Annotated in this window: 16 protein-coding genes; 12 read left to right on the forward strand and 4 right to left on the reverse strand. The window is 65.8% G+C overall.

The window, feature by feature from the left end:
* The first annotated feature begins 72 nt into the window (after positions 1–72).
* Positions 73–2,520 (forward strand): adenylate/guanylate cyclase domain-containing protein, encoded by a 2,448-nt coding sequence (locus IVB13_RS07700; protein WP_247488192.1) that lies wholly within the window; start codon positions 73–75, stop codon positions 2,518–2,520.
* 102 nt (positions 2,521–2,622) lie between these two features.
* Here the strand turns inward: IVB13_RS07700 and IVB13_RS07705 are convergent, their stop codons facing one another.
* Together IVB13_RS07705 and IVB13_RS07710 are read right to left on the reverse strand one after the other, a co-directional pair.
* Positions 2,623–3,912 (reverse strand): Spy/CpxP family protein refolding chaperone, encoded by a 1,290-nt coding sequence (locus IVB13_RS07705; protein ID WP_247488193.1) that lies wholly within the window; start codon positions 3,910–3,912, stop codon positions 2,623–2,625.
* Positions 3,913–4,054: 142 nt separating this feature from the next.
* On the reverse strand, positions 4,055–5,083 hold the full coding sequence (locus tag IVB13_RS07710; protein ID WP_018456601.1) for a LysM peptidoglycan-binding domain-containing protein: 1,029 nt from the start codon (positions 5,081–5,083) through the stop codon (positions 4,055–4,057).
* A 186-nt stretch (positions 5,084–5,269) separates the two neighbouring features.
* On the opposite strand from IVB13_RS07710, the gene IVB13_RS07715 reads away from it, so the two are divergent.
* The 10 genes from IVB13_RS07715 (at position 5,270) to IVB13_RS07760 (ending at position 16,129) form a co-directional block, all read left to right on the forward strand.
* Positions 5,270–5,956, forward strand: coding sequence for a hypothetical protein (locus tag IVB13_RS07715; RefSeq protein ID WP_026233205.1), 687 nt, complete (start codon positions 5,270–5,272; stop codon positions 5,954–5,956).
* A gap of 137 nt (positions 5,957–6,093) precedes the next feature.
* Positions 6,094–8,757 (forward strand): EAL domain-containing protein, encoded by a 2,664-nt coding sequence (locus IVB13_RS07720; RefSeq protein WP_085384019.1) that lies wholly within the window; start codon positions 6,094–6,096, stop codon positions 8,755–8,757.
* 212 nt (positions 8,758–8,969) lie between these two features.
* Complete coding sequence (locus IVB13_RS07725; protein ID WP_162496292.1) at positions 8,970–9,929, forward strand: AraC family transcriptional regulator; 960 nt, start codon at positions 8,970–8,972, stop codon at positions 9,927–9,929.
* 98 nt (positions 9,930–10,027) lie between these two features.
* Complete coding sequence (locus tag IVB13_RS07730) at positions 10,028–10,315, forward strand: hypothetical protein (RefSeq protein ID WP_018456605.1); 288 nt, start codon at positions 10,028–10,030, stop codon at positions 10,313–10,315.
* Positions 10,316–10,418: 103 nt separating this feature from the next.
* The gene (locus IVB13_RS07735; RefSeq protein ID WP_018456606.1) at positions 10,419–11,624 is read left to right on the forward strand and encodes an NAD(P)/FAD-dependent oxidoreductase; all 1,206 of its coding nucleotides are present in this window, start codon (positions 10,419–10,421) and stop codon (positions 11,622–11,624) included.
* 77 nt (positions 11,625–11,701) lie between these two features.
* Positions 11,702–12,499 carry an acetoacetate decarboxylase gene (locus IVB13_RS07740; RefSeq protein WP_018456607.1) on the forward strand — a complete coding sequence of 266 codons (798 nt, stop codon included), beginning with the start codon at positions 11,702–11,704 and terminating at the stop codon, positions 12,497–12,499.
* Between the two features lie 32 nt (positions 12,500–12,531).
* Positions 12,532–13,704, forward strand: coding sequence for a patatin-like phospholipase family protein (locus IVB13_RS07745; RefSeq protein ID WP_018456608.1), 1,173 nt, complete (start codon positions 12,532–12,534; stop codon positions 13,702–13,704).
* A 34-nt stretch (positions 13,705–13,738) separates the two neighbouring features.
* On the forward strand, positions 13,739–14,521 hold the full coding sequence (locus IVB13_RS07750; RefSeq protein ID WP_018456609.1) for a 3-hydroxybutyrate dehydrogenase: 783 nt from the start codon (positions 13,739–13,741) through the stop codon (positions 14,519–14,521).
* Positions 14,522–14,649: 128 nt separating this feature from the next.
* On the forward strand, positions 14,650–15,567 hold the full coding sequence (locus IVB13_RS07755) for an MBL fold metallo-hydrolase (protein ID WP_018456610.1): 918 nt from the start codon (positions 14,650–14,652) through the stop codon (positions 15,565–15,567).
* A gap of 202 nt (positions 15,568–15,769) precedes the next feature.
* Positions 15,770–16,129, forward strand: a complete 360-nt coding sequence (locus tag IVB13_RS07760; RefSeq protein WP_018456611.1) for a hypothetical protein — start codon at positions 15,770–15,772, stop codon at positions 16,127–16,129.
* Positions 16,130–16,196: 67 nt separating this feature from the next.
* Here the strand turns inward: IVB13_RS07760 and IVB13_RS40140 are convergent, their stop codons facing one another.
* Together IVB13_RS40140 and IVB13_RS07765 are read right to left on the reverse strand one after the other, a co-directional pair.
* Positions 16,197–16,319 (reverse strand): hypothetical protein, encoded by a 123-nt coding sequence (locus IVB13_RS40140; protein WP_018456612.1) that lies wholly within the window; start codon positions 16,317–16,319, stop codon positions 16,197–16,199.
* Between the two features lie 95 nt (positions 16,320–16,414).
* Positions 16,415–16,591: a hypothetical protein gene (locus IVB13_RS07765; RefSeq protein WP_157642977.1), complete on the reverse strand. Its 177-nt coding sequence runs from the start codon at positions 16,589–16,591 to the stop codon at positions 16,415–16,417.
* A 138-nt stretch (positions 16,592–16,729) separates the two neighbouring features.
* On the opposite strand from IVB13_RS07765, the gene IVB13_RS40145 reads away from it, so the two are divergent.
* Complete coding sequence (locus IVB13_RS40145) at positions 16,730–16,861, forward strand: hypothetical protein (protein WP_256465316.1); 132 nt, start codon at positions 16,730–16,732, stop codon at positions 16,859–16,861.
* Positions 16,862–16,866: the final 5 nt, after the last annotated feature.

Consider the following 16,866-nt stretch of genomic DNA (forward strand, 5'->3'; position numbering starts at 1 on the left):
ATTGTGCTAGAAGGCTCGCAGGGTCCGTGCGGCCCGTAGCGCCGGCGCCGATGGCGGCGCGAGAGGATCGGGATGGCAGGAGCGAACGACAAGACACGGTTTCTGCGCGAGGGCCTGTTCGCCAAATACGTCGTCTCTCTCGTCGGCCTCGTCGTGTTCGTGCTTGCCGTCAACGGCGCGATGGAGAGCTGGATCTCCTACCGCGCCACCAAGACACAGCTGACCGACGGTCTCGAGGACAAGGCGCAGGCTGCCGCGCGGCGGATCGAGCAGTCGATCTCGGAACTCGAGCGCCAGATCAGCTGGGTGACGCGGGCGAGCCAGGACACACTCGAGAAGCGCCGCGCCGACTACGCCCAACTGCTGCACCAGGTCTCGGTCGTCACTCAGCTGTTCCAGCTCAACGGCGACGGCCGCGAGGTGCTGCGCGTCTCGCGCCAGTCGACCACGACCGGCAGCAATGCCGACCTCTCCCGCGACATGCGCTTCACCGACACCGTCGCCCGCGGCGTCAGCTACGCGCCGGCCTGGTTCTCCGACCGGACGCCGTTCATGTCGATCTCGGTGGCGCATTCCGGTTTCAACGCCGGCGTCACCGTGGCCGAGCTCGACCTCAGCTTTCTCTCCGAGTACCTCATCGACGCCCAGGTCGGCAAAGCCGCCTTCGCCTATGTGGTTGATCCGCGCGGCCGCGTGCTGGCGACGTCCTCGAAAGGCCCCGAGATCGGTAAGGATTTGTCGAAGCTGCCGCAGGTTGCGGCCGCGGTCGCACCGGGCCACGAGCCCGACAATTCGGGCACCGACTTCAACGGCCATGCGGTGATGAGCGCCGCGAGCACCGTGCCGAAGCTCGGCTGGAGCGTGATTTTCGAGCAGCCGGCCACGCAGGCCTTGATGCCGATTCGCGACCAGCTGGTGCGCATTGCGCTTTTGATCGGCATGGGCCTGCTGGTCGCAATCCTTGCCGGCACGCTTCTGGCGCGCCGCATGATCATTCCGATCACGGCGCTGCGCGACGGCGCGCACAAGCTCGGCGAAGGCGATTTCAGCCATCGCATCGAGGTGCACACCGCGGACGAGCTGGAAGATCTCGCCGGCCAGTTCAACCGCATGGCCGACCAGATCCAGGAGACCTATTCGGACCTGGAGACCAAGGTCGAGGAGCGCACCCGCGATCTCGCGCAGTCGATCAACGAGCTCAAGGTGCTGGAAGAGGTCGGCCGCGCGGTCGCCGCCTCGCTCGATCTCAACGCCGTGCTGCCGACGATCGCGGCGCGCGCGATCGAGATCACCCATGCCGATGCGGTGCTGATCTACGGCTATGACGCTGAGATGCGCCGCTTCAATCTGGTCGAGGCCAACGGCATCGACAAATCCGCCGACGGCGCCCATGTCACCATCGACGAAGGCCAGGATATCCTGAGCGATGCGGCCGGGAGCGGCGAACCGATCGCGATCGCCGATCTCGACCAGGCCTCCGAGCAGCCGCTGCGCGACGTCGCGGTCGAGGCCGGCTTCCATTCGGTGCTGGTGGTGCCGCTGGTGGACCAGCAGGGCACGCTCGGCTCGCTGGTGGTGCTGCGCCGCGCCAGCGGCGAGTTCGCTGCCAGCATCATCGGCCTGATGCGCACGTTCGCCAACCAGGCCGTGCTGGCGATGCGCAATGCGCGGCTGTTCACCGAGGTCGACCACAAGGGCCGCGAACTCGCGGCTGCGCACGAAACCGTGCAGCAGCAGGCCGCAAAGCTCCAGGAGCAGACCGAGCAGCTGCGCAACTGGAATCGCTCGCTGGAAGAGCGGGTCGAGAAGCAGTTGGGGGAGATCGGCCGCATCAAGCGGCTCGAACGTTTCCTCGCGCCGCAAGTCGCGCAACTGATCGCCTCGTCCGACGGCCACGATGCGCTGCTCGACAGCCATCGCCGCGAGGTCACCGTCGTGTTCTGCGATTTGCGCGGCTTCACCTCGTTCACCGAGGCGACCGAGCCGGAAGAGGCGATGAACGTGCTGCGCGAATATCACGCCGCGCTCGGCGAGCTGATCCACCGCTATGAAGGCACGCTCGACCGCTTTGCCGGCGACGGCGTGATGATCCTGTTCAATGCGCCGATTCAGTTCGCCGACCATACCAAGCGCGCCGTGAAGATGGCGGTCGAGATGCGCGACACGATCGGCAAGCTGACCGAGAAATGGAAGAACCGCGGCCACTCGCTCGGCTTCGGCGTCGGCGTCGCCATGGGCTACGCCACGCTCGGCCAGATCGGCTTCGAGCAGCGGCTGGAATATGCCGCGATCGGCAGCGTCACCAATCTCTCCTCCCGCCTCTGCGACGAAGCCAAGGCCGGCCAGGTCGTCGTCAGCCGCCGCGTCTACGGCATGGTCGAGCCCTGGGTCGAAGCCCGCGCGCTCGACGATCTCGTGCTCAAGGGCTTCAACCACCCCGTGCTCGCGATGGAGATCCTGTCGTGGCGCGAGGAGGTGGAGAGCGTGGTGGATGCCGCCGCGGCAAGGCGAAGAGGGTAGCCACAACAAAAAACTGCGAAAACAACCCCATGCACAGTAGCAGGGGCCTGCAAGATCAATGACTTACGCGGGCACGGAATTGGCTGGAGGCGGTGCGGTTGATCACACCCCGCGCTTCGGCCCGATCGCCTCGAAGCCGGCCTTCTGCTCGTCGCTTAAGTCAGCTTCGAAATCGTCGAGCGCGTCACTGACGCCGTTCACCGCTTGCAGCATCGTCTGCAGCCGCGCCTTCACGGCGGTGAGGCGTGCCTGTGGTGTCGGTGGGGCCTGTGACGGACAGGCGCTGAGCGTTTCCATGGTGCGCAGTGTGGTGTCCTGGAGCACGTCGAGGCGGGCGCGGGCGGTGTCGTCGAGCTTGAGCGTGGAGGCGATCTCGGCCGCGGGCCATTGCTGCTGCACGAGCTGCTCGTATTGGCGCTGCAGCTTCTCGTCGTAGCGGGGATCGCTGTCCGCCTGGCAGGCCGACGCCGCCTCGGGATTCTTTTGCTGGATCGACGCGAGCGCGGCGCGGCGCTCCTTGGCCAGGCCATCGAGCTTGGCCTTCTGGTCGTCGTCGAGGAGGTCGAGGAATTTTGCGAGCGAAGGTGCGACGGCGTCCGTTGCCTTGATCATGGCCTCGATGCGCTCGCGCATCAGGCCGAGGCGCTCGATGGCCATCGCGGGGACCTGCGTCGGACAGGCGGCGCGGATGGTGTCGCGCGCGGATGCCCACGCGGTGGCGAGCTCGTCGAGCGCTGTGCGCTGCAATTCATTCGGCTGCACGGCAGCGGCGATGCGATCGACCGGCAGGCCGCCGGTGTCGCTGGCATCGCAGACAGTCTCTGCGGTCGGGACCCGCCGTCCGCGCCGGCCCTGCGGCGTGGTGTAGGCCGCAAGCTCGGTGGCCGCATAGGGCGCGAAGATCGCGGCATAGATGTCGCCATAGCCGTAGAGCGAGAGGCTGGTCGTATCGCCGAGGATGATCGCGGTGGTGAGATCGTCATGCGCGAATGGCCAGAACACCGGGCCGACCCAGCCGTAGCTGCCGTCGGGATGGCGCCACCAGCCCTGCGGACGACGGCCGCCACGCCAGCCCGACAGCGCAGCTTGCGCGGTCATCGCCGCACGGAGCACGTATGGATTCGCAGGCTGGCCGCGCTCTGCGCCGCGAGGATCTTGCGACCTCAACGCTGCGGAGCGGTATCGGCTGCCCCGCACCGCCATGCGGGCATGGCGCAAGCGAGCCATGCCGATCATGTGGCCGACGGCAAAGCGCGCAACACCGAGCGGGCCGCCGCGGAAGCCGAACTGCGCCTCGGCGCGACCTGGCAACAGCACGGCCAGAATCACGAGGGTTACGCCTGATAGCGCCAGCCCCAGCCTTGGCCTGAGTGCCAAGCGTGATCTCGACATGACCACTGACCTGTCCACCTTGGCCCTCCTCCGGCGCCAAGCGCACATCGCGTCGCATCACCATGACGCGCGAGGGAACCAAATGTTCCGGAAGCGTACAGGGCAAAGCGTCGCAACGCGCCCCGGCAGAGCCGATGCGGTGTTACTCCGCCTTTTGCGGCAGCACGAAGGTTTGGCCGGGATAGATCAAATTGGGATTGTGGATCTTGGCGCGGTTGGCGTTGTAGATCACCGCAAAGCGGGCGCCGTCGCCGTAAGCGAGCCGGCTGAGCGCCCACAGGCTGTCGCCGCGAGAGATCACCCGGCTGCCGCCTGTTTCCGCCGCTGCTCCGCTGACGGCGTCCGCCGGCGAGGCCGATGCAACGGTCGTGGCCGCGGGCGCCCGCGCCATGACCCCCGATCCGCCCTTCGGTTTCGGTGCGCCCATCAATCTCGGCCGGGCTGCGGGCCTGTCCGACACCGATGCCACGACATCCGACTTGTCGTCGGGCTTCTCGGCCTTCGCCTCTTGTTTCGCCTCTTGCCGCGCGACCGGTGCAGGGCGAGCGGGCGGCGGTGCGGCTTCGGCGATGACGACCGGCATGCTGCGGCCGGATTGCGTGACGGTGCCGTCAGGCGATTTCGCCCGCAAGGTCAGCTCGTAGGAACCGGCGGGAAGCTGCGGCGGCGTCATCACGAATTGGCCCGACGCATCCGCCACGACTGTGTCGATCGGCTTGCCGTCGCGCAGCAGCTCGACCTTGGCACCCGGCGTCGCCCGGCCCGCGATCACCGCCGCCTCGCCGTGATCGTCGACGCGTGCAACGTCGAAGCGGGGGCCGGTATCCGCAATCGCCGGCGGCGGCTTGACCGGTGCAAGATCGGCAAGCGCGGCCGTGACCTGCTTTTGCGTCTCGGCCAGCGCACCCGCCTTCGTTTCAGCGGGGGACGCGGCCGGCACCGGCGGCGCGCTTGCGGCCAGCTTGGGCTCTTCCGGCTTGAGTTCCGGCTTGAGTTCCGGCTTGGGTTCGACCTTCTGTTCGACCTTGGCCTCCGGCTTGGCGGCGACCACGGAATCGGTCTTGGCCCCGATCGGCAGCATGCGACGCAGCTCGGTGGGGCCGATCACCAGCACGGTGCCGCCCACCGCGAGCAGACAGAATGCAATGAAGGCCTTGGTCGCGGTCACCATCGGAAACGAACCTTGATCAGGAAGAACCTAGCAAATCAATCGAGCCGGCAAGGTGCGCCGTTTTGGCCACGGCAGCAAGACGGTCGATGGGATGATGCGCCGGCACGCCGGGATGAACCGGCGCACCCCCGCCGGCGTCAAATGATCGAGGCCGCATCGCGGCATTTTTCTTGAGGAATTTTTTCCGTGACCGCATTTTGCCGTCCCGCACAATGGCTGGTGGTTGCCCTCATCCTGGCCGCAACTCCGGCGCTCGCCGCTTCCGGCCCGCCGTCTGGCTTCGCTCTCACTGACGATGCCGATCTAGCCTTCACCTCGCCCGACAAAGCCACCAAGATCGAGCAGTACATGAAGGACAGCGGAGATTTCGACGTCAAATGGCAGGCCTGGGCGAGGCGTGGCGACCAGATGACGGAGCTGAAGCCCGAGCAGGGCTACGGCGCCGGCTTCCGCTTCACCCCCGACTCGCAATGGCTGGTGCGGATGCAGAAGACCGGCTCCGGCGAGCAGGACCTCTATCTCTACCATGTCGACAAAGGCGCCTTCGTCAGCGTGACGAAGACCTCGTTCAGCGATCTGGCCTGGGCCTATTTCCACAGCCGGCCGGACACGGGGAAGATGAAGCTCGACTACCACATCTCGGCCAATCTCGTGAAAGGCACCGAAGAGGCCTATCGCGGGCTTGGCGTGCACTGGCCGGACAACCGTTACCTTGTGATCTCGGGCGAAATGGACAAGCACCCGAAGAACGTCGCCGTGAAGGGATTGGCCGACTGGCGCTGCCGCTATGATCTCAAGACCGGGACCTTCGACGTGCCGGCGATGTTCGCCAAGACCAATGCGGAAGCGTTGCGATGGGAAATCCGACGCTGAGGGAACCATGGCCCCGCACCTTCAGACAAGCGATGGAACCAACCCTCTGATTCCATTCCGATTCATGTTTTCCTAACCCTCACTGGTAACGTGGTCTTGTCGGTTTTGCCGCATCTTGCATCCCACGGGAGGGCTGCATGGGCACATCGATCCGATGGAGCGCGCGCATGCGCGCGTTGCTGCGCCGTTGGCGCGGCGCGCCGCTGACATGGCTGATCGCAGGGGGCTTCGTGCTGATGGCCGCAATGGCGATCGGCACCGCGCTCACCGTCGACCGCTTCCGGCAGAATGCGATCGAAAGCGGCCGCGACAGCGTGGAGAGCGCGGTCCGGTTGCTCGCGCGCCATTTCGACCGCGAGTTCGAGGACTTCGCGGTGCTGCAGAAGAGCATCATCGCCGAGCTCGAAAGCCATGGTATCGACTCCGCCGACGTCTTCCGCAGCGAGATGGGCACGCTCGCTGTGCACGAGGCGCTGCGCGCCAAAGCCAGCGGCTGGTCGGACGTCGCCGGCGCCAACGTGTTCGACGCCAAGGGCGTGCTGATCAACTCGTCGCGGCGCTGGCCGGTCGCCGATGTTTCAGTTGCCGACCGCGGCTATTTCAATCGCCTCAAGAACGATCCGGCGTCGCAGGAAGAGATCGAGGTCGTGCCGGGACGGTTGGGCAGCGGACCGGCGATCGTGTTCGCGCGCCGCGTCTCCGGTCCCCACGGCGAATTCCTTGGGCTGGTCTCGCGCGCGATCACGCCCGACCAGCTCGAATCCTTCTTCGCCTCGAGCGGGCTCGGCGAGGATTCCTCGATCGCGATGCACCACCAGAACGGCCAGCTGCTGGCGCGCATTCCGCATGTGGAGGCGATGATCGGGCAGAATTTCCGCAACGGCACGCGCGAGCAGATGGCGGTGTTCGAGCGCACCTTCGTCACGACCCAGCTCGCAAGCCCGATCGACGGCAAGGATCGCATCGTCGCCGCACGCCTCCTGACCGGCGAGCCGCTGGTGGTGGTTGCGACCAAGTCGCTGGATGCGACGCTGGCAACATGGCACACGCAGACCAAATTCTTCGTGACCGTCGCCGTGCTGTCGATCGGCCTGCTCGTGCTGACGCTTTATTCCATCTTCCGCCAGATGACGCGCCGGCTCGCCGTGGAGAAGCAGCAGCTCGACACCGCGATGAACACGATGACGCAGGGCTTGCTGATGTTCGACCAGGACCAGCGGCTGATCGTCTGCAACCGCCGCTACATCGAGATGTACGGGCTGTCGGCCGAATTGGTGAAGCCCGGCGCGTATTTCCGCGACGTGATTCAGCATCGCCATGACACCGGCTCGTTCGACGGCGACGTCGATTCCTATTGCGACGGCATTCTGGGCAGCGTCGGCCAGACCCACAGCGCGATAGTCGAGACCTCCGATGGCCGCCTGATCGAGATCAAGAACCAGCCCGGCGCCGGCGGCGGCTGGCTCGCGACCCATGACGACGTCACCGAGCGCATCCGCGCCGACGAGCGCATCGCGCATATGGCGCATTACGACGCCCTCACCGACCTGCCCAACCGCGTGCTGATGCGCGGCCATCTGGAGCGGCGCGTCGCCGAGCTTGCCCAGGGCAAGCCGTTCGCGATCCTCTATATCGACGTCGACGAGTTCAAGGGCGTCAACGATTCGCTGGGCCACGAGGTCGGCGACGAGCTGCTGCGCCAGGTCGCGAACCGCCTGCGCGCCTGCGTCAGCGGCAGCGACATGGTCGCACGGCTGGGCGGCGACGAATTCGCCATCGTCAAGGCCGGCAGCCGCGACGAGGCCGAACTGACCGCCCTCGCCGAGCAGATCCTGAAGGCGCTGCGCGCCCCCGTGGACTGCAACGGCCAGGAAATCCCGACCGATGCCAGCATCGGCATCGCGATCGCCCCCGACCACGGCGACAATCTCGACGATCTGCTCAAGCGCGCCGATCTCGCGATGTATGCGGCGAAATCCGAGGGCCGCCGCACGTTCCGTATCTTCGCGCCCGAACACGACGCCAAGGCGCGGCTGCGCCGCCAGCTCGAGTTCGATCTGCGGCAGGCGCTGGCCCGCGGCGAGTTCGAGGTGCACTACCAGCCGCTGGTCGATCTCGCGGCCAATGTCGTCACCGGCTGCGAAGCGCTGCTGCGCTGGCACCATCCGGAACGCGGCATGGTCTCGCCCGCCGACTTCATCCCGGTTGCGGAAGAGACCGGATTGATCGGCGAGATCGGCGAATGGGTGCTGAGGCAGGCCTGCCTCGAGGCGGCCTCCTGGCCCGGCGACATCCACATCGCGGTCAACGTCTCACCGGTGCAGTTCCGCTCGCGGACGCTGGCGCTGAAGGTCGCAGCCGCACTCGCCGAGTCGGGTCTCGCGCCCGGACGGCTCGAGCTCGAGATCACCGAGACGGTCCTGATCCGCGACGACCAGGAGGCGCTGACGATCCTGCAGCAGCTGCGCGAGCTCGGCGTGCGCATCGCGCTCGACGATTTCGGCACTGGTTATTCGTCGCTGAGCTATTTGCATCGTTTCCCGTTCGACAAGATCAAGATCGACCGCAGCTTCATCAGCGACATCGGTCAGTCGGAAGATTCCTCGCCGATCGTGCAGGCGGTGGTGCACATGGCCGCCGCCCGTCACATGGCGACGACCGCGGAAGGCGTCGAGACCGAAGCGCAGCGCGCGGTGCTGCTCCAGCTCGGATGCAGCCAGATGCAGGGCTGGCTGTTCAGCCCGGCCGTGCCGGCCGCGAAACTGAAGCAGCTGTTGTCGGCGCAGGCGGCCGCGGCCTAGCGGCGCACTGCCGCACGCTTTGTCATCAACATCTCTGTCCACTCCCGCCCGCCGTGCGTTCGCGAAAGCGCCGGCCGGCTTGGAGCAGGATCGGACAAAACATGGCGGGTTCAGGAAATACGCCCGGCAGCCACGGCGCCTAGAACACGCGCCGTTCCGTACAAATACGGACGACTGATCGAAAGCCCGAGCTGATCAGCAGGAGCCACATCATGACCGGGAACACTGCACTCATGCGCAATCCCTCGCACAAGGGCTTGCCGCCCGCACCCGACGTACAGCCTGACGATCGCTCGACGTCCGAGCGGCGCGCCGCCGACGCGGAGATGGCGCGCGTGCTCAGAACCGAGCCGTTTCGCATGGCCTTGGACTCCTCCGGCGCGGGGATCGCGCATTGGAAACATGATGCGCTGCACGACGTCGTCGAGCCCATGCGCCACCACGTGATCATGGCGCATAAAGGCGTGATGCAGCGCATGGAGCGGCGCTCGGGAAAATCGATCGCGATCGGCACGTTTCGTCCGGGGGTCGTGAACATCGTTCCGGAAGGGTCGAGCTCCCGATGGGACATTCCGAAGCCCGTCGACGTCGTGCAGCTTTACCTTCCCGACGCAACGCTGCAGCGCGTCGCTGGCGAGGCCGGGACCGCCGGGACCGCCGAATTGATTGAGCGAACGGCGCATCCCGACACCATCACGTCCCGACTGCTCCTGAGCGCCGCGGATTCGCTGGGGGGCCATGGCGTCCTTGATGCGCTGTTCCGGCATCAGCTCACGGATCTTCTGGCCACGCGCCTTTTGGCTGCGCATGCAGGCTCGCCAACCACGTTCCAGCCGACCATGGGCGGGCTGGCGCCGAAGGTCCTGCTCCGTGCGATCGAACGATTGCGCTGCGATAGCGAAGCGGATGTCTCGCTCGATGCGCTGGCGTCCGATGCCGGACTGTCGCGCTTCCATTTCTGCCGGTCCTTCAAGGAGAGCACCGGGCTATCGCCGCATGCCTGGCTGCGTCAGCACCGGCTCGAGCAGGCCATGAACATCTTGCGGGAGAGCGACGAATCGATCGTCTCGGTCGCCGCGGCGCTTGGTTACTCCTCGCAAACGGCCTTCGCCGCAGCATTCAAGAAGCTGACGGGCGAGACGCCGAGCGATTGGCGCAGGCGTATGCGTTAGCAGCAATCTCTCGACAGCGACGGCAATCGCGCTGGGGCAACGGCAAATCGGGTCAGCTACATCATCTCCATGTCCAGACCAATCGAGGGAGACCAAAGATGACCTGGAAAAACTTCGTCAGCCGACGGCTGATTGCCTCACGCCGCCGAAGCCTCGCGACCGCAACCCTGTACGGACTCTCGCTGGCCGTTCGCTTCACGTCGGCGACGGGCGAGGAAGTGGAAATTCCGGCTTACACCATGCACCCGGCACAACCGCCCGTTTCCATCATGATCCGAAATGGCGCCGGCCTTCCCTATCAGGACTGGAGTCGAAGTGAGCTTCAGCCCGTCGTCTTAGGTTACGGCCGGCCGCCGAATCTGCAGGCACGCTGCATCGCGCCCTGAGGCCAGCGATCCAACCCACCCCACGCGCCGACGCCGGACGCTGTTCTCAACGCAGCAGCGCGGTCGCGCGCGGTCTTTCGAACAGCAACCAAGGAGAAAACCCATGCGACTCGTCATCATCGGGGCCGGCTTCGCCGGCATGTACGCCGCGCTTTCCGCAGCCCGGCTGCGCGACATCCGGGGCGCCTCGCCGCAAGATCTGCAGATCGCGCTCGTTTCACCGGAGCCGACGCTGGTGGTCCGTCCGCGGCTCTACGAGTCGAAGCCGGAAACCGTGACGGCCCCGCTGGTCGACGTCCTCGAGGCGATCGACGTCGACTACATCCAGGGCAGCGCCGAGACGATCAACACCGAGGCCAGAACGGTGCAGATCACGCCCGCGAAGGGCCCGCGAAAGACGCTGTCCTACGACCGCCTCGTCGTGACCACCGGCAGCCGGCTATTCCGTCCGAACATTCCGGGCCTCGCCGAGCACGGCTTCAGCGTCGATTCGCTCGACGATGCCGTAGCGCTCGACAAGCATCTGCATGGCCTCGCGGAGCGGCCCGCCGCGAACGGACGCGACACGGTCGTCGTCGCTGGCGGCGGCTTCACCGGGATCGAGGCGGCCACCGAAATGCCGACGCGGCTGCGCGAAATCCTGGGCCCCGATGCCAAGACTCGCGTCGTCATCGTCGATCGCAACACTGCGATCGCACCCGACATGGGTGCAGGCGCCCGCCCCGTCATCGAGGAAGCCTTGCGCAAGGTTGGCGTAGAGACACGGCTCGGCGCCGGCGTCGCCGCGCTTGACGACACCGGCGTCACCTTGTCCAGCGGTGAGCACATTGAAACCGAGACGGTGATTTGGGCGGCGGGCATTCGTGCAGCGCCGCTGACCGCGCAGATTCCCGCCGAGCGCGACAATTTCGGACGGTTGCTGGTCGATCGCTGCTTGCAGGTGCCAAGCGTGCAGGGTGTCTTCGCGGCCGGCGACGCGGCACGCGCCGCCTGCGACGACGAGGGCAATTACGCACTGATGTCGTGCCAGCACGCCACGCGGATGGGCGCCTTTGCCGGCAACAATGCCGCGGCCGAATTGCTCGGCGTTCCGACCAGGCCCTACCACCAGAAGGCCTACGTCACCTGCCTCGACCTCGGCGAAGCCGGCGCGCTGTTCACACGCGGCTGGGAGCGCAAGGTCGAGCTGGTCGGCGATGTCGCCAAGAAGACCAAGCGTGAGATCAACACCGTCTGGATCTATCCGCCGAAGGCGGAGCGCGCCCTGGCGCTCGCGTCGGCCGATCCGGAACGCGTGACCGAAGTCTAGACGCCTCACGTGATGATGGCCGCGCTCCCGCGGGGCGCGCGGCCCGCCACAGCACCGACCATTCAGGAACCCACAGCATGAACCAGCAGATCCGCAACGTCGCCTTCGCGATGCCGCTGACGAATCCGGCTTTCCCGCCCGGCCCGTATCGCTTCATCAACCGCGAATATTTCATCATCCAGTACCGGACCGACCCGGAGGCGTTGCGCCGGATCGTGCCGGAGCCGCTGGAGCTGACCGAGCCTGTGGTGAATTACGAATTCATTCGCATGCCTGATTCCACCGGCTTCGGAGACTACACGGAAAGCGGCCAGATCATCCCGGTGTCGTTCCGCGGCCAGACCGGCAGCTTCGTCCACCAGATGTTCCTCAACGATCATCCGCCGATCGCCGGCGGCCGCGAGCTGTGGGGCTTTCCCAAGAAGCTGGCCCAGCCGAAGCTGGCCGTCGAGACCGATACCCTGGTCGGCACGCTCGACTACGGCTCGGTGCGCATCGCCACCGGCACCATGGGCTACAAGCATCGCGCCCTCGATCTTTCCACCGAAGCACGAAAGCTCATCGCTCCCAATTTTCTGTTGAAGATCATTCCGCATGTCGACGGCACCGCGCGCATTTGCGAACTGGTGCGCTTCCATCTCGAGGACGTGACGGTGAAGGGCGCATGGACGGGGCCCGCCGCGCTCGATCTCTTCTCCCACGCGCTCGCACCGGTCGCCGAGCTGCCGGTTCTTCAGGTGCTCTCGGCCAAGCATATCGTTGCCGATCTGACGCTCGGATTAGGCACCGTGGTGCACGACTATCTGGAGCGGTCCGCGGCGGCGCGATCGCGTGGAGCCGGATCTGAAATCCTGACCGAAACACACGCGGGCTGACCGAACAGGTCGCATTGCAAGGAGTAGTCACCATGTTCAACGTGACACGCGAACAAATCGATTCCGCACGACCGATCAATCCGCTGCCCTACGATGTCGTTGCGCTGGTGCTGCAGGGCGGCGGCGCGCTCGGGGCCTACCAGGCCGGCGTCTACGAAGGCTTGCACGAGGCCGGGATCCGGCCGAACTGGCTGGCCGGCATCTCGATCGGCGCGCTCAACGCCGCGATCATCGCGGGCTCCCCGGAAGACGAGCGCGTGGCACGGCTGCGCGAGTTCTGGGAGACGATCTGCGCAACCCCGGTGGAATGGCCTGCCGGCGAGGGACTGGCCGGTGCGCTACCGTTCGCGTTCGACTTCAACTCCCTGCACAACACGCTTGCCGCAATGCGCGCGCTGTTCCAAGGCCAGCCCGGCTTCTTCAGGCCGCGCTTCCCCTCGCCCCTGTGGTCGCCCTTCTCGGGCGACGCGTCGACCAGCTTCTATGACACGGCGCCGTTGCAACGGACGCTGGAACAGCTCGTCGATTTCGACCGGCTGAACTCGGGCGAAGTGCGTGTCAGCGTCGGCGCGGTCAACGTCCGCACCGGCAATCTCACCTATTTCGACACAGCCGAGCGGCGGCTCGGTCCGAAACACTTCATGGCTTCGGGCGCGCTGCCGCCCGGATTTCCCGCCGTCGAAATCGACTCCGAGCACTACTGGGATGGTGGCGTGGTCTCCAACACGCCTCTCTCTCGCGTCCTGTCGGGCGATGCGAAAGACACGCTGACGTTCCAGATCGATCTCTGGTCGGCGCGGGGCCGCGTGCCGCACGACATGATGGAGGTGTCGAGCCGGCAGAAGGACATTCAGTATTCCAGTCGTACCCGCGCCGTCACCGACCAGGCGCTACGGATGCAGGAGATGCGGCAGGCGCTGCAGCGGACGATCGACAGATTGCCGGACGCCGCAAGAAACGATCCCGAAATGCGCGCCATCGCCGAGCTCGCCCGTCACCGCTCCCACAACATCATCCACCTGATCTACCAGTCCAAGCTCCACGAAGGTCACTCCAAGGATTACGAGTTCGGACCGAAAGCGATGCGCGCGCACTGGCAAAGTGGACGGGACGACATCCGCCGCACGTTGGCCGACGGACGGCGCCTCGAGCCGCCGCCTTCCGAACTCGGCATCGTCACCTACGACATTCACCGCCGCGATTGACCTCGCCGGCAACCATCATCGAAAGGAGTTTTTCATGTTGAAAGGCAAAGTAGCGATCGTCACCGGATCGACCAGCGGCATTGGCCTCGGGATCGCAAGAGAGCTGACCAGGCTCGGCGCCGATATCGTCCTGAACGGTTTTGGAGATCCGGGAGAGATCGAGAAGATCCGCAGCGGCATCGAACACGAGGACGGCGTCCGCGTCGCGTATGACGGCGCCGACATGTCGGATGGCAATGCCGTGCGCGGAATGATCGCGGCAGCCATCGAGAACTTCGGACGGCTCGACATCCTCGTCAACAATGCCGGCATCCAGTTCACCGCACCGGTCGAGGAGTTTCCGCCCGCCAAGTGGAAGGCCATTCTCGACATCAACCTGTCGGCCGCATTTCACGGCATCGCTTCGGCCGTGCCCCAGATGAAAAAGCAGCGATGGGGTCGCATCGTCAACATCGCTTCCACGCATGGTCTCGTCGCATCCACCCACAAGGCAGCCTATGTCGCGGCCAAGCATGGCCTCGTCGGCCTCACCAAGGTGGTAGGCCTCGAAACCGCCGGCAGCGGCGTCACTTGCAACGCGGTCTGTCCCGGCTGGGTGCGCACGCCGCTCGTGGAGAAACAGATTAGCGACATCGCGGCGGAGAAAGGCATCAGCCAGAAGCAAGCGGCCGAAGAGCTTCTCTCCGAAAAACAGCCATCGCTGGACTTCGCCTCCCCTAAGCAGATCGGTGGCACCGTCGCCTTCTTGTGCTCGGCCGCGGCCGACCAGATCACGGGGACGACGATCTCCGTCGATGGCGGCTGGACCGCGCAATGAGCGCGTGACGAGCCTCTAACTCACCAAGCGATGACGGCCGCGCTCTCGCTGGCGGCGCGGCCTGCTCAACCAGGACCGGCCAGAGTCAACACCAACCAAGTGCCTCAACCTTGAAACAGGAGACCAACATGAATCTGCACAACACCTCATATCCCGTGTCATCGGGACCTGAAGAGCTCGTTCCGTCGCGCTACGCACTGAAGATCGGCGAGATCGACGTGCTGGTGGTCAGCGACGGCGTGCTGCCGCTGCCGACCAAGATGCTCGCGCACAACGCCGACCCGGCGGTGCGGGCGACCTGGCTGCACGACATGTTCCTGCCGCAGGACGCTTTCGACTGGGCGCTGAACGCCGTCATGGTTCGCAGCGGCGGCAAGACCATCCTCATCGACGCCGGACTGGGTTCGGATCCGAACCTGAACTTGCCGCGCGCCGGGCAGTTGATCAGGCGACTGGCGGCCGCCGGCATCGATCTTTCGGCGGTGACCGATCTGGTGCTGACTCATCTGCACATGGACCACATTGGCGGCCTGCTGGTCGAGGGGGTGAAGCAGCAGCTGCGCAAGGACCTGCGGATCCACGTCGCGGCCGCCGAGGTCAAGTTCTGGGAAAAGCCGGATTTCTCCCGCACTGCCATGCCGGAAGGCTTTCCGGACGCGCTTCGATCGACCGCCAAGCATTTCCTGAAGGAGTACGGCAGTCAGCTGAGGCTGTTCGATGACGAGCACGAGATTGCACCTGGCGTCATCGCCCGTCGCACCGGCGGTCACACCCCCGGACATAGCGTGGTTCGCATGGCGTCCGGCGATGATGCGCTGACATTCGCCGGCGACGCCGTGTTTGCCGTCGGGTTCGAGCAACCCGACTGGTTTAACGGGTTCGAACACGACCCCGAGGAGGCCGCGCGCGTTCGCATCCGTCTGTTGCGACAGCTTGCCGAGACCGGGGAAATGCTGGTGGCCACGCACCTGCCGTTCCCGTCCGTGGGCCGGGTGGCAGCCGACGGCGACGCCTTCCGTTGGGTGCCGGTGTTCTGGGACTACTGACCGCTTGCCGGGTTGGAGCTGAAGCAGGGCGCGGACTCGACAAGTCCGCGCCCTTGAAAATAGGATCAAACATCGACCCTCGCGGTTATCGCCCCGCTGAGACGGCTGGAACCGGTCGGCGGCGCCAGCCAGCATTGCGTCGCGTGCAGCGCAGGCGGCTCCTCGTCTGCGTTCGTGCGCGCGCGAGATCGAGCGAGGCGACATGGCGATCGCGGCATTCAGGATGATCACTCTCGTGGCGGTTGCCGCCATGATCGGCCCATCCGTGCAGGCCCGCGACGACGGTCGCTACGCGAACTCGCCCCTCAAGGGCTGGTTCGAGAGCCTGCGCAGCAAGGGCGGCGGTCCCTGCTGTGCCGATGCCGATGGCACGGCGCTGGACGATGTCGACTGGGACACCAGCAACGGACATTATCGCGTGAGACTCCTGGGCGACTGGATCGAGGTGCCCGACGACGCCGTGATCACCGAGCCAAACCGCGTCGGCCGCACCATGGTCTGGCCGTATTACGTCAACGGCCGCGCCATGATCCGCTGCTTCATGCCCGGCAGCATGATTTGAGGTCTCAACCTTCGTCCCGTCTCGGCGCAGCATGCGATGATGCGCCGTCAAACCGGCCGGCGCGGGCTCACTTGACCTGCTTGGCCGCGTGGATCTCGACGAACTCGGAGTCGGGATGGGCGACGATGGTGGCGAACATGATGCCGCTGATGATGAGCGACCAGGCGGTGTCCCAATAAATCCAAAACACGTGCCAGCCTCCGTTTCGATCTGCTCCGCCGCGGGATCAGGGTAACGGCAAGACGAGGCTGCCGTTCCCGGTGCGAGTGCAGCGCGGGCGAGATGCTATTTTGGTTTGGTCGGCGCGGAGTTGGGATCGGTTTGGCCGGTGTGGCGCTTTGCCACGACGTCCTCATCGCGCTCGCCCTGACGCGGGCGCGGCGGCGACTTGGGCTGGCCGGCCTGACCGCCATGCTTGCCGCCCATGTCGGGCTTACCTTCGAGATCGTTTTCACGGGGCATGCCGGTTCAATGCGCTCGCGCGGCATTGGTTCGGTTCGCCTGTGAACGAGTTCATAGGATCGCCGCGATTTGCAGTGCACGATCGCCAGGCCCGCTCCCCGGGAGCATTCTCTTCATATGACTGACGGATTCGGCCTGATGCGGAAACGACTCGTCGCCTGGACGATCCTGACCTGCGCGCTGCTCGCGGTCACCGTGTGGACCGTGCTCGGGCCGCCCCACACCCGGCCCGGGCTCCATCTGCCCTCGCGCACAGCGGCCATACGGTAGACCTC

The organism is Bradyrhizobium sp. 17 (assembly GCF_023073515.1).
Lineage (GTDB): Bacteria > Pseudomonadota > Alphaproteobacteria > Rhizobiales > Xanthobacteraceae > Bradyrhizobium > Bradyrhizobium canariense_D.